This window comes from Pseudomonas sp. YNh (genome assembly GCF_037993085.1).
Classification (GTDB): domain Bacteria; phylum Pseudomonadota; class Gammaproteobacteria; order Pseudomonadales; family Pseudomonadaceae; genus Aquipseudomonas; species Aquipseudomonas putida.
Genome location: NZ_JBBMRJ010000039.1, coordinates 1 through 12,344, shown reverse-complemented (window position 1 = coordinate 12,344; position 12,344 = coordinate 1). Strand labels below are relative to the sequence as shown.

Here is a 12,344-nt window from a genome sequence, read left to right as displayed (position 1 = left end):
TCACGGATTGGATGTAAGAGCTTGCCTCCGATTGAGTAGCCGCCAAGCGGTACGGTTCAACGCAGATGATGTCCGGCGTCATCGTTCAGGATGGCAACCACCAATGGCCATTGCGGCTTTGAGGGCTGCTAGGTGAGTTAAGCCCTGCGGAAGGTTGCCCAGATACTGCCCATTCTCCGGGTCGATCATCTCCGAGTAGATGCCCACCCCCCGCGCCAGCTCTTTCAGTGACTTGGAAAAGGCAGCCTCGGCTCGATCTTGCTGGCCAAGGATTGCCCAGGCTTCGATCAACCAGAACGTGCAGGCCAGGAAGCAACCTTCCTCCTCCTGAGCTTTGCTGTAGCGATAGTGGAAAGCGCCGGCGCCCAGCTCATTTTGCACAGCCTCCAGCGTGCTGCGCAGCCGATCCACGCTGGGGTAACCAAATCGGACGGCGAGCGCTACCGAAGCATCCAAGCGGTCACTTTCGGGGTAGAACAGGTAGGCCTGGTGAGCCTCGCTCCAACAGTTGGCCTCAATCCACTCTTTGATCCGTTCCCTCTCGCGATCCCAGCGTTCCCGGCATGTAGTGGGGAGGTGACCGCCATCGGCCAATTCGATGGCCCGGCTCAAGGCTTGCCAGCAGCTGATTTTGGACATCGTGTAATGCTGCTTTTCTGGCAGTTCCCAGATACCCGCATCTTCTTGTCTCCAGCAGTCGGCGCACTGGTCGGCAAGGCCGGACAGGATCATGGCGCTTGGCGAGTCTAGAATGTTGCCGCTGTCGATGAAGCAGCGGGCTGTCTCGAAAATATCGCCGAATACGCCATGTTGCCGCTGATCACGAGCATCGTTGCCGACGACGGGAGGCGAGTTCTTGTAGCCGGGGAGATCAATCGGGCGCACGCAATCGCCAATTGCGCCGTCCAGGGTATAAAACACCCGTGGCCCGTGTTCGTCCAGCCGACGCAGCAACCAGGTGAATGCGGCCTTGGCTTCTGGCTGCGCGCCGATGCCTAGAAACGCTTCGATGGTGTAGCCGGCATCACGAATCCAGGCGAATCGGTAGTCGTAGTTTTTGTTGCCACCGATTCGTTCAGGAAGCGATGAAGTAGCTGCCGCCATGATCGACCCACTGGGAGAGGACAGCAGCAGCTTGAGGGCCAAGGCGTTGCGAACCACCTGGCGCTTGTAGGGGCCGTCGTAAATAAGCCCCTTCGACCATTGGCACCACTCCCTGTGTGAGCCGTCGATACGTTCATCGATCAAGGCTAATGACGGTACCACCAGCGGTTCATCACGTCCTGCGATGATCGCGACCACTGAGCGCTGTCCGGCGGCAACGCGAAGGGATGCACGCACACCCATGTCGTTCTTGCGCTCGATGTGTACTTGATCATCGTGCAGGAACATGCCAAGTATGCGCCCAGCATGAAAGACGCAGGCGTTGTCGTTCGGCGATACATAAGGGCTGACCGTATCGGCCTGGGTTCCGAAATCGATGGCGATCTGAAAGTCCACCTGTCCTTCAATGCCTTCGACGCGCCTGGCCAGTTCGGCCCAAGGCAACCGGCCAGCAGGGCCACTGTTCAAGGACTCAGTCAGCCGCGCACGACCCCCGTGGGTTGTGAAGAGTGTCTCGAGGACGTTGCTGCCTGGCAGGTAGCGCCGCTCAGTAACGAACGGCTGGTTGGGGGTAATGGAAAAGTAGCCTCCAGTTTGTGGAGCCAGCAGCTTGTCGAATAGGGGTGGTGAATCCATGTGCGGCACGCACCACCAGTCGATGGAACCGTCCAGACCAATCAGTGCCACAGAGCGCCCATCGCCGAGCGCACCATACTGCTCTAGGGGCAACCATCCACCCTCATCTCTCTGAGGCGCACCCTGTTGAGCGTCTACTGGTTCTCTTTCCATCGGTATGCCTTCGAGATCAAGTGTTCTGATTCCGACATGGCTATCTGGCGTCTGGTTCGTCTTATGTGAGCGCTACGCAAATAGAGGGAATTTAGGATTGGTATGTATATCTCATGTAAAGCGAGACACAAGGGAGCTTCGTGACCTCGCATTTACCCTGCAGGGAACAAGAACAAAAGGGGGTTTACATGAGCTGTCTGATTTGCGCCGGGCAAGCTGAGTCCGTCGAATGCATCGGTGGTTGGGAAGAGCGCCGCTGTTCTCAATGCGGCTGTTACCGAATGTCCCAAGCGCTCATTCTGGTGATGATGGAAGAGGGTCAGATTTTTGATACCGAGCGGATGCGGGCCTGGCTTGTATCTCGGCGCGAACTGATGCCCGTCCCTACCATCGACCATAGCCAGGCGATATTGGCACTCTAAACGGACGTGACCACTGGCAGCCTGGTGTCTCACTCAGCAGGAATGATCGAAATCTTTCCATTGCGTTCGACGATAGCGAACTTAACCTGCGCAATGTTCTCGATGCCTTGGCTGTCCCGCGCTGACTCAAGGATATCGGCCTCCGTGAGTCGTGCTCGACGCATGCGGTGATGCAGAAAGCGCCCATTCTCTACAACCAGGGTAGCGTGCCCGTCCAGAAGTCTGGCTAAGGGCTTGGAGTTGAGCTTTGCGAGTGAAAGACCGACGTCCAAAACGATCAGCGTGGCAATTACCAACATGGCATTGGTGAACGAAAAGTCTTCGCCTAGAAGAGCCTGCTGGGTGGCCTCCCCGATGATCAGCAGCAAGACGAAGTCAAAGGTCGTCAGGTCGGCCAGTGAGCGCCGCCCGGCTACGCGAAACAGCAGCATAAGGGCGACGTACATCCCGGCTGCGCGGAGGATCGAATCCATGACGCACTCCTAGGGGTAAAGGAATGTGGAGAAGTGAACGGCGCTTTCAGGGCCAGCCCTGACACTGCCCTCCAGCGTCCCCACGTGTTCACTTCGAAGGGTTAGGTACAAGGTGGCGATCCCATCTTGCTTAGTTCCCAATTGGAACAGCATGGCCTGGCCATGCGACATCGACCGTTGCGGCTCCGGTTGTAACGTCTCGATACTGGCGTCACGGAGCAACGATCCCTCGAGTTGTACCTCCACCGGCTGACCAGGGATACCCTGAACGGTGATGAAAAGGTTGTCTGTTGTGCCGCTTCGGCTGAGGCGCTGGTACTCAACCCGTACCCGACCATCCTGGCTCACCACCTCGGCATCGCTCAACGGGCCATTACCGAATAGGCCTGCCAAGGCAAGCAATACGATGGCCACGAGTACATACCACCCCACGCGCTCGAAGCGCCAGACGCGCTGCTGCATCGGCATATCTTCTTGAACAGGATGATGCCTGGATAGCAGTTCATCTTCCGACATGATCACAGCCCTCAGGCGCGCTCGCCGCGTAGCCAGCGCTGGTGATAGTGGGAAAGCCGGGTCAACCCGAACAGGGCGCCTTGGCGCATGACTTCAGACCGCTCGCCGAAGAAACGTTGAGTGCGCGTGAAAACGGCAATTGGCTCGCCGGCGAAAGCCCACGCAAAGCACATCGTTCCTGGCGGTATCCCAGATTCGGGCGCCGGCCCGGCTACCCCGGTGGTGGCGATCACCACATTCGCATCGCTGTCTCTCAAGGCGCCCAAGGCCATTTCCCAAGCTACTGCTTCGCTGGTCAGGCCGTATCGTTCGATGGTTTCGGCGCTGACTCCCAGCAGCCGCTTCTTGGCGCTGGGTGAGTAGACGACATAGCCGCTTTCCAGCACCTCCCCGGTACCCGGTACCCGGTACCGCCGCCAACAAAGCTACAAGGCAGCCTGCAGTGCACGATTCTGCTGTGCTCAAAATCAGTTTGTTGTTTTTGAGATAGCCGAGGGCGGCCAGTACAGGGTCGTTTTCCATTTCAGTGTCGACTCGCTTGTTTTGCGGTGGACGCGAGCCTGGAGTAATTGGTTCATCGCCCCTGTTGCCCGCCCATCTCCTGGAGTGTCACTGACCTGAACTTTGCCCCGTAGATTGGCTTCCCTTGTTCAAAGGCAATGGGAGGAGAGCAACATGAAGAAAGTGAGCGACAGGCAAAAAGAAGGTGCGCTGACAAGGCCGCATGGAGAAGAGGAGCGAGACAACGATGCCCATCGTCCGGATGGATCAACGGGTACAGCCCATGACTCGACAGCGCAAAAAACGGCCCGCGATCACGATCAGCACAAACGTTGAAACTGCCACGCAAATAAGAGGGTGAGGCTCGCCAGGACGGCGAGCCTCTTTTCGCTAAAGGATTGGTTTGCCGCCAGTCACTGCATAACGTGACCCAGAGATGTAACTGGCCTCATCTGAGCCTAGCAGCACGTAGATAGGAGCGACCTCCACCGGTTGTCCGGGACGACCCAATGGTGTTTTGGAACCAAAGTGTGTTACCGCTTCGTCCGGCATGGTGGAAGGAATTAGAGGCGTCCAGATAGGCCCTGGCGCAACGCTGTTGACCCGAATACCTTTCTTGCCTAGCAGTTGAGCCAGGCCCGCAGTGAAGTTGGCAATGGCCCCTTTGGTCGTGGCATAGGCCAACAGGCTGGGGGATGGATCGTCGGAATTGACCGAGCTCGTATTGATGATCGAACTGCCCTTGGGCATGGAAGGCAGTGCTGCCCGGCAAATCCTGAAGATTGCGGTGATGTTGGTATCGAAGGTCTTCACCCATTCGTCATCGTCGATATCCTCCAGCGTCTCGTGGGACAACTGGAACGCCGCGTTGTTGACCAGTATGTCGATACGCCCGAACTGGCTGACGGTCTTTTCGACAATGTCGTAGCAGTGCTGTTTCTGCGCCAGGTCTCCGGGCAACAACAGGCACTGACGGCCTGCGGACTCAACCCAGCGCGCGGTTTCTTGCGCGTCTTCATGCTCATTCAGATAAGCGATGGCAACGTCGGCACCTTCACGGGCATAGGCAATCGCTACAGCCCGCCCAATGCCGCTGTCTGCTCCGGTGATGAGTGCAACTTTGCCTTCGAGTCGATTGTGGCCGGTATACGACTGCTCACCACAGTCGGGGTAGGGCTCCATCTTGCGCTGTGAGCCAGGGACATTTTGAGGCTGCGAAGGGAAGGGCGGGGTAGGGAAGTCTCGCATGGTAGAAGCTCCTGCAGTTGAGAACGTTCATACCGGTTCGAAAGGCCTGGCCTCCGCGTGTTGGTTTCAATCTGCCGTTGGTACGACGAGCGGTGCGGGATATCAATCCAATTGAATTCCATGCTCCATCGCCTGTTCTACCGGACTCAGCTCCAGGCTCATCTCTTCGCTTGGAGCCTAATTCCCGGAGTAGCGAGTGCCTCGAATCATTACCCCTGCGACCCCTGAGCACGAGATCAGCGAGCACAATGCCAGGATGTTTGGCTCTCCCAAGGAGCGTTTGGATTTCTACCGGCGTGAGATCCAGTACGAAACCAGCATCCTGGCCAACCGCACGGATGCCTATCTGGCGGCGCAGTCATTCCTGGTCATTGCCTTCGTCTCTTCCATGGGCAACCTCAATCAAGGATGGGGCGAGATGTTCACCCTGATCGTGCCCGCGTTCCTCGCCTTACTCGGCGTACTGAGCTCGCTCAACGCCTGGCCTGGCATCCGAGCGGCGTACAACATCATCGATCACTGGCAGCTCAAGCAGAGCCACCTGCTGCGCAGCGAGCCGTTGATGGGGTTGGCTTACGACGAGTCACCGCTGTTCTGTGAGGCGGAAACCTCGCGTGCAGGGCATAGAAAGTCATTGCTGTTTTCGCTACGGACGCCCTGGATCTTTCTGGTGTTCTGGGTGTTATTGGGTAGCTACTCGGTTTACATCCAGCTGGCTTGAACTCGTTTGCGTGCAAACATGGAGGTAACGTTTTGAAGACTGAGGCATTACTGACAGAGCTCCTCAACGCCCGAGGGCCGGGCGGACAAGAAGATGAGGTGCGAGACATTTGCCTGCGGGAGCTCAGCCGTTTCTGTGAGGAGGCCCATATTGACCCTGCTGGCAATGTGGTGGGGGTGATTCGTGGGGGCCGCGCTTGTAGCCCCGAGCCAGCCATACGCGTTATGGCCCACCTCGATGAGATCGCGATGATTGTCAAAAATGTGCTGGAGAACGGCACCCTGGAGGTGCTCGCTCTAGGTGGGTCGCAACCGATAAGCTTTGGCGTCTGCCCTGTCGATATTCTGGGCGATGAACGCATCCTGCCGGGTGTTTTGTCCTACGGTTCAATGCACAACAGCGGTCGGACTTCGAATGGAAGAGACGTGCTGGCAGGTAATGTTCAGTGGAAAGATGTCTACATCGTCACGCGCAAGAGCAAGTCGGAACTCCAGGAGCTAGGCGTTCGGCCTGGTACTCGAGTCGTGCTCAGTCAGCACTGGCGTAAGCCCTTCAAGGTAAATGACTGTATTGCGGCTCACTTCCTCGACGACCGAGCTCCGCTGAGCGCTGTCATTCTCTGCGCGGAGCTGCTGAGTGAACGGCGAGAAAGACTGAAGCAGGACGTCTGGTTCGTGCTTACGACGCTGGAGGAAGAGTCGAATGCCGGCGCCATGTACGCAGCTTCCCGGCTGCCCGGCGACACCACAATCGCCGTCGAGGTCGGCCCGGTACTAGAGGAGTATGGCACGGAGCTCTCGGCCAACCCGATCATCAATACCGGCGACCAGAAGGGATACTACAGCCGCACCGTGGTGCAGGGCCTGATCGCCGCTGGACGAAAGGCCGGTTATGAGCCCCAGGCGGCATTGCTCGTTGATTTTGCGTCGGATGCGAGTGCGGTATTGAGTGCCGGCATCGATGCCCGGGCCGGTTGCATTGCGATACCGACCGAGAATACCCATGGCTTCGAGATGGTGCATGTGGAAGGGATCACTGCCTGCGCTGAAACCTTGTTCGAATTTCTTACAGGCAGTCAGGACATAACCCCGCTCACTGTCTAACGCTAAAGCGGTACTGAAGGGCACTGCGGTTGCGGTTGCACCATCTCTAATCCCAAGCACCTCATCCTCAGTGAGCGGTGACCCTTTGCGATCCTCCGCTGCCTTAAGCACGGCAATCAGAGGCGGTATAAACACTACACAGATCGGATCATTAGACAAGGTTTGCCTCCTGTAGGAAGTAATCAGAAAGGATTTCTGCAGCCTACAGACCTAGCAAGCACACGCAAAGCCTAAAACAGCCGGTGGTGAGTGAGAAACTTATGAGCGTGCTCGATGCTGTGAGCACCAAGTGGTGAGGGGGACGATGCGTTTGGCAAGCGTGCTTGGGTATGCGGCGGGAGATGATAAGCCAGAGCTTCACAACGCGGGTCGATGAGCTCTTGACTGTATACAGTAAAGAGGGCTGTAGCACCTGAGCAAGGCCAGGGTTTCCATTTTCCCTGGCCCTGAGCAAACTTAGCGGTTGTCTTCAGTCATGCCGCTATCCTCGTCCTGTACCGCTTGCGAGGCTTCATCAATGTCGCTGTGGTCATTGTCGGACTTAGGCCCAGTGGTATGTCCGCCCGTACCGCCTTGATGGGCTGCACCACCTGCTCCCTGTTGATCACCTTGCTGGCTGCCGATTGAGCCCAGGCCACCACCTTGGAATTCACGTTGCCTGTCCATGTCGAACTGCCCGCCCGGCATCTGTCCGCCTCTTTGCCCTGGCTCAGATGGCCGTTGTGGATCGTTCTCGAAGCCACCGGGATTGTTTTGAGCGGTGCCGCCTTGCTGACCGGTCTTGTCTTGATCGTTTGCCATGATCTCGCACCTCGTGGGTTCACACAGAGAACCTGTGTTTACTTCGGACGCCGTGCGGAATCGGCTGGCTCCCTTTTCTTTTGTATTAGCTGACCGGGGGCGCGAAAGGTCGTGAAGCGCAACGTATTGCGCGATAAAGGGCGCTGCGAAGGCAGTGACAAATTGCGGACAAAAGAAAGCCCGCTGCTAGGCGGGCAAGGGAGCTTCTATCACACGTAGGGATAGCTAACGTTCCCACACTGCATGTGAAAAAGCCGTGAAGACTATTGGACGCGACGGGCTATCACCCACGGTTTGAGTGAACCCAGGCTGTGTAAGCCGAAACTAGGTTTTGTGGGATGCTTGGCAAACCCTGCTCAATCTCGTCCAACCTTGACGGACTACTTACCCAATCGGTGACCCAGGTGATCAACCTCAACCGGGATGCGGGGCAGGGAGCTACTTGCTGCTCAAGCTCGTCCGCGATACGTGACACACACTCGATGCTGTCGTCGAGCTGGGTAATCTGATCCATGATTCCGCTCCTTGGGTGATAGCCCAAAGATAACACGTCGAAATCGGGTGCCATCGAAGCGTGACAAATCTCGACCCCACATTCATTGCGGCGTGGAGTTACGTCACCAGGAACAAGCTCTCCATCTGGGCCAGCCATCGCCACTGCCAGCGAAAACCTACCTCGTTCCAGCGACTGATCTGTTCCCATCGCAGGCGTATTTCGTCCGAAGTACCTATGCAGCCGAGCATTTTCAGAATACTGTACGCATATACAGCAATAGAGAATGCCGCCATGACAGGCACCAACCTGCCCGTAATGTCGATCCAAGAGTGGCGGCAGCTGCTCAACGACACCCGGGCACTGCTCCTCGCGCCGAAGAAACATCACAGGGAGCTTCTGCATCACGCTTATGCGCTACGTGATACGCATGCCGTGGACTCTGGAACCTTGGCCGATATGCTGGAGCTTGCGGACGAAGCTTTGATGTACGCCCACTCCGTCCAAGCGGATCAGCAGTGGTAGGCCGAATACACTCCTTGGTGGCACGGCGTCGTGAGGGATAGCCATGGCGAAAGGGAGAGATTGTGAAAAAAGATCTGAGCAAGGTGCTCATGCCCGACCACCCTCTGTACGCCGAGGCTGTGGAAGCACTCAAGCTGTACCACCAAGCCCAAGCTGATGGGGTAATTGGAGCGGAGCTGGAGCGCCTTCGGTTGATGGCTGAACATCGTTTCCAGGCGGTCACCGACTACCAGCTGCACGCCCTTGGCGGGCCCGCAGTGAAAGGCCATTAGCAAGCGGCCTTCCTATCGGTCGACAATAGCAAGGGATGCGTTTTCCCAATGGCTGTTGACCTTCGATGGCCTTTACTCGACAACCGTTGAAATGTTATCCGGGAAGCCACAGCGCACTTCGAGCGTGCCGAAGTCACTAGGCCGCAAACTCATCTGTGACGGAATTGATTCAGCTTCTGGTAGGAATGAGTCGTTGCGCTCGGGTAAAAGTCTCTGTACACCTTGATCTACAACCTCGTCCGTGAATCGCGGGACGATGTATCACATCGTCTGATGGCGTTTAACGGAAACCCTCAGCCTTCATAGCTATGATCTGGAGGCAGTGACAGAGGTGAGTGATGGACAAAGATGGGTTTCAGCAATCCCCGACGCCCCAGGCGGCAGATCGTCAGTCTGTGAGCGAGACGTTTGAGGACGACCCTTCAGAGAAGCTGCGCCTCGTTCTGGAGGCCGCTTCAGTTGTCGGTACTTGGGTCTGGGATATTCCGAACGACCGGGTTACGGCAGACGAACGCTTCTCTCGGTCTTTTGGTATTCCTGCCCAGAAGTGTGAAGCGGGTATCCCAATAGCTGAAGCCTTCACATCGATCTATCCAGAAGATCGTGAGCGCGTTTCTCGGGAGATTGAAGGTGCGATGTCGCGTGGCGGCACGTTTCGCTGTGAATATCGAGTTCGCAACGATGCCGGTCACTATCACTGGATCGAAGCCAACGGACATGCCGAACTCGATGCCCAGGGGCAGGCTGTACGTTTTCCAGGCGTGCTCATGGACATCGAGTCACGGAGGGCTGCAGAGGTCGAGCGGGATCGTGTGTCGGCGCTGTTGCGCACCTTCACAGCCGCAGTACCGGGTGTTGTCTATGCGAAAGACCTGGAGGGTAGAGTCCTCATTGCGAACCATGGGGCGACAGAACTGATCGGTAAGCCTCCAGAATTTTATCTGGGGAAAACTGATCTTGAGTTCCTGGAAGACAAGGCCCAGGCACGCCAGGTGATGCAAACCGACCAGGAGGTCATGCGTGGCGGCAAGGCTGTCCAGATCGAAGAGCGGATCGATATGCCAGACGGCTCTGCGACTACGTGGCTGTCCGTAAAAGCCCCTCTCCTTGATGAGGCTGGGGAGGTCATAGGGCTTATTGGTTCCTCAATCGATGTCTCCGCTCGAAAAGAGGCCGAGGCGGCGCTTTTGAACTTGAACCGGACGCTGGAGGATCGCGTCAGCGAAGCCGTAGCCCAACGCGAGGCCGCACAGGAAGCACTGCGCCAAGCGCAGAAAATGGAAGCGATAGGTCAGCTCACCGGGGGCATCGCTCACGACTTCAATAATCTCCTGGCAGGCATCACAGGCAGTCTGGATTTGGCCAAACTGCGGGGAAGGGAAGGGCGCTCGGCGGACGTCGAACGCTACCTAGAAATCGCGCACCAGGCGGCCCATAAAGCGGCAGCACTCACTCACCGGTTGCTGGCTTTTTCACGCCGTCAGCCATTGCAGCCCATCCGTACGGACATCATTGATTTGATAGGTGGCCTGACGGATCTCATACAACGTACCGTAGGGCCGTCGATTCACCTACAGGTCGAATTTACGGCAGATGCTGCCACCTGCCTGGTTGACCCCGTGCAGGTCGAGAACTCACTGCTGAACCTTTGTATCAACGCGCGGGATGCCATCGGCAAAAAGGCTGGCAAGATCATAATCACGACAGCCAACGTGACACTTGAGGAAGGCCCCGATTTGGATTCGGAGCTGAAGGCTGGTTCGTACCTGACGATTAGCGTAATCGACAATGGTATGGGCATGTCTCCCGAAACGTTGTTGAAAGCTTGTGAACCGTTCTTCACTACCAAGTCCACGGGTGAAGGCACTGGACTGGGATTGTCGATGGTTTACGGATTTGCCAAGCAGTCGGGAGGACAGGTCAGGATTTTTTCAGAGGAAAAGGTAGGTACGAGGGTTCACCTTTCTCTGCCAACTTCTCTGGGAAAGCCAGAGCCCACTGGCAGCGCGGAGAGCCTTTGCGATTTTTCACCCCAATGGTCAGACCGCACTGTACTGATAGTCGATGACGAGCCATCAGTACGTTTGTTCGTCAGTGACGTTCTCAGTGGTTTGGGGTGCACGGTTATCGAGGCTACTGACAGCCAGGCTGGCCTGCAGCTGCTGGCCTCCGATACACGCATCGATCTGCTGGTGACCGATATAGGCCTGCCCGGTGGGTTCGACGGGCGGCAGATGGCAACGTTTGGACGACAAGCCCGTGAAGGCCTGCCAGTCATTTTCATGACTGGGTACGCGAGCCCCTCGGTGTTTGAAGATGACGTATGGCGGGATACATCAGCAGTGTTGATCAAGCCATTCGCCATGGATGACTTGGTCGCCAATGTCCACAAGATGTTAGGAAGGCCTGCCCAGCCCACGCGCACCTAAGTGGAGGTGGTCTAGCGGTTGCGTAACGTATCCAATGCAGGTGACCAGACGTTGTGTCCGCAGCGTTCACAGACGGCCGAGTCCAGAGGTTCAAGGAAGCTCGGGAAGCCGCAGCTGACGCAACAGTGTAGGCCCGCGTTGGGCGGCGCCTGGTACTCTGGACGGTGTTCAACTGGCAGGACTGACAGGCCCGGACGCGTGTCCTCAGGGTTGTAAAAATACAAGCTGAGGTCGCCATCCGTCTCCAATAAGCCCAGGCGCACCTGGCCGAGATGTTCTACACCTTGTTGGCGCAGCTCCATGAACAGCTCGTTCGACGAGATGTTCAAGTTCCGCAGTGAATGGATCTCGTACATTCCGTCCTTTACGACCGTGATCGGTAACCCATCGATCCATGCCTCGCATGTTCTGCTGCGCCTCATCATGTAGACGGTTCCGCGATAGAGCAGCAATAGCGTGAGGAAAACCAGTGCAACCGGGAGGAGGGGTACATCTTCGTAGAAGGTCACATCGCCTGCGGCTGAACCCAAGGTGAGAATTACCACGAGCTCGAACCGGGACAGCTGCCTGATTCCACGTCGACCACTGAATTTCAGAAAGAAGAACACGGCTAGAAACGCCGCTGAAACGCGGAGGGCGACCTCCAAGAGGAAGGTCAGCGGGAACTCGCCAATGAGCATCCTTTGCAGATCAAATGAAACCATTCACTGTATTCCACCCGTTTCAATCTTCTGTTACAGATTGACCGGCAACTCTCGACCTTGGTTCATGCGGTGGTGTAGGCGAGACAGGCATTCATGTTCACCGGGAGCGAAGCAGCTCTTCCATCGCCCGCCAGGCTCGGCTATTCGCATTGCTGATTCGATTGAACAAGAGCGGCTATGTGAATCGCCCCTGGTTTCGTAGACACCTCCAAGCCTCATAATGAGGCCCAAATAGGAGGTGCC

14 protein-coding genes and 1 pseudogene are annotated in these 12,344 nt (G+C 56.9%); 8 read left to right on the top strand and 7 right to left on the bottom strand.

Going from position 1 to position 12,344, the window contains the following annotated elements; translation table 11 throughout:
- Positions 1-78: 78 nt before the first annotated feature.
- Positions 79-1,833, bottom strand: coding sequence for a glycoside hydrolase family 15 protein (locus tag WF331_RS26605; RefSeq protein WP_196184762.1), 1,755 nt, complete (start codon positions 1,831-1,833; stop codon positions 79-81).
- Positions 1,834-2,081: 248 nt separating this feature from the next.
- Between WF331_RS26605 and WF331_RS26600 the strand changes: the two genes are divergently transcribed.
- On the top strand, positions 2,082-2,315 hold the full coding sequence (locus WF331_RS26600; protein ID WP_196184763.1) for a hypothetical protein: 234 nt from the start codon (positions 2,082-2,084) through the stop codon (positions 2,313-2,315).
- A gap of 29 nt (positions 2,316-2,344) precedes the next feature.
- On the opposite strand, the gene WF331_RS26595 is transcribed toward WF331_RS26600, so the two are convergent.
- From WF331_RS26595 to WF331_RS26585, 3 genes and pseudogenes are all read right to left on the bottom strand, one after another.
- Positions 2,345-2,788 carry a DUF421 domain-containing protein gene (locus WF331_RS26595; RefSeq protein ID WP_196184754.1) on the bottom strand — a complete coding sequence of 148 codons (444 nt, stop codon included), beginning with the start codon at positions 2,786-2,788 and terminating at the stop codon, positions 2,345-2,347.
- A 9-nt stretch (positions 2,789-2,797) separates the two neighbouring features.
- On the bottom strand, positions 2,798-3,304 hold the full coding sequence (locus WF331_RS26590) for a hypothetical protein (RefSeq protein WP_181004481.1): 507 nt from the start codon (positions 3,302-3,304) through the stop codon (positions 2,798-2,800).
- A gap of 11 nt (positions 3,305-3,315) precedes the next feature.
- Positions 3,316-3,826, bottom strand: a pseudogene (locus tag WF331_RS26585) (CinA family protein).
- A gap of 153 nt (positions 3,827-3,979) precedes the next feature.
- Here WF331_RS26585 and WF331_RS26580 point away from each other — a divergent pair.
- Positions 3,980-4,141 carry a hypothetical protein gene (locus tag WF331_RS26580; RefSeq protein WP_181004482.1) on the top strand — a complete coding sequence of 54 codons (162 nt, stop codon included), beginning with the start codon at positions 3,980-3,982 and terminating at the stop codon, positions 4,139-4,141.
- A 54-nt stretch (positions 4,142-4,195) separates the two neighbouring features.
- Here WF331_RS26580 and WF331_RS26575 read toward each other — a convergent pair whose 3' ends face one another.
- A complete protein-coding gene (locus WF331_RS26575) occupies positions 4,196-5,053 on the bottom strand; it encodes an SDR family oxidoreductase (RefSeq protein ID WP_340623474.1) in 858 nt (285 codons plus the stop codon).
- 196 nt (positions 5,054-5,249) lie between these two features.
- On the opposite strand from WF331_RS26575, the gene WF331_RS26570 reads away from it, so the two are divergent.
- From WF331_RS26570 to WF331_RS26555, 3 genes are all read left to right on the top strand, one after another.
- Positions 5,250-5,774: a hypothetical protein gene (locus WF331_RS26570; RefSeq protein ID WP_004573937.1), complete on the top strand. Its 525-nt coding sequence runs from the start codon at positions 5,250-5,252 to the stop codon at positions 5,772-5,774.
- Between the two features lie 32 nt (positions 5,775-5,806).
- Positions 5,807-6,877: a M42 family peptidase gene (locus tag WF331_RS26565; RefSeq protein ID WP_340623473.1), complete on the top strand. Its 1,071-nt coding sequence runs from the start codon at positions 5,807-5,809 to the stop codon at positions 6,875-6,877.
- 329 nt (positions 6,878-7,206) lie between these two features.
- Positions 7,207-7,293: a DUF4113 domain-containing protein gene (locus tag WF331_RS26555; protein WP_258035886.1), complete on the top strand. Its 87-nt coding sequence runs from the start codon at positions 7,207-7,209 to the stop codon at positions 7,291-7,293.
- Positions 7,294-7,333: 40 nt separating this feature from the next.
- On the opposite strand, the gene WF331_RS26550 is transcribed toward WF331_RS26555, so the two are convergent.
- On the bottom strand, positions 7,334-7,678 hold the full coding sequence (locus WF331_RS26550; protein WP_103447305.1) for a con-10 family general stress protein: 345 nt from the start codon (positions 7,676-7,678) through the stop codon (positions 7,334-7,336).
- Between the two features lie 574 nt (positions 7,679-8,252).
- Between WF331_RS26550 and WF331_RS26545 the strand changes: the two genes are divergently transcribed.
- From WF331_RS26545 to WF331_RS26535, 3 genes are all read left to right on the top strand, one after another.
- Positions 8,253-8,696 carry a hypothetical protein gene (locus tag WF331_RS26545; RefSeq protein ID WP_232877770.1) on the top strand — a complete coding sequence of 148 codons (444 nt, stop codon included), beginning with the start codon at positions 8,253-8,255 and terminating at the stop codon, positions 8,694-8,696.
- A gap of 62 nt (positions 8,697-8,758) precedes the next feature.
- Positions 8,759-8,968, top strand: coding sequence for a hypothetical protein (locus tag WF331_RS26540; protein WP_340623472.1), 210 nt, complete (start codon positions 8,759-8,761; stop codon positions 8,966-8,968).
- A gap of 338 nt (positions 8,969-9,306) precedes the next feature.
- The gene (locus WF331_RS26535) at positions 9,307-11,397 is read left to right on the top strand and encodes a hybrid sensor histidine kinase/response regulator (protein ID WP_340623471.1); all 2,091 of its coding nucleotides are present in this window, start codon (positions 9,307-9,309) and stop codon (positions 11,395-11,397) included.
- Between the two features lie 11 nt (positions 11,398-11,408).
- Here the strand turns inward: WF331_RS26535 and WF331_RS26530 are convergent, their stop codons facing one another.
- The gene (locus WF331_RS26530) at positions 11,409-12,101 is read right to left on the bottom strand and encodes a DUF421 domain-containing protein (RefSeq protein ID WP_103447310.1); all 693 of its coding nucleotides are present in this window, start codon (positions 12,099-12,101) and stop codon (positions 11,409-11,411) included.
- Positions 12,102-12,344 lie beyond the last annotated feature (243 nt).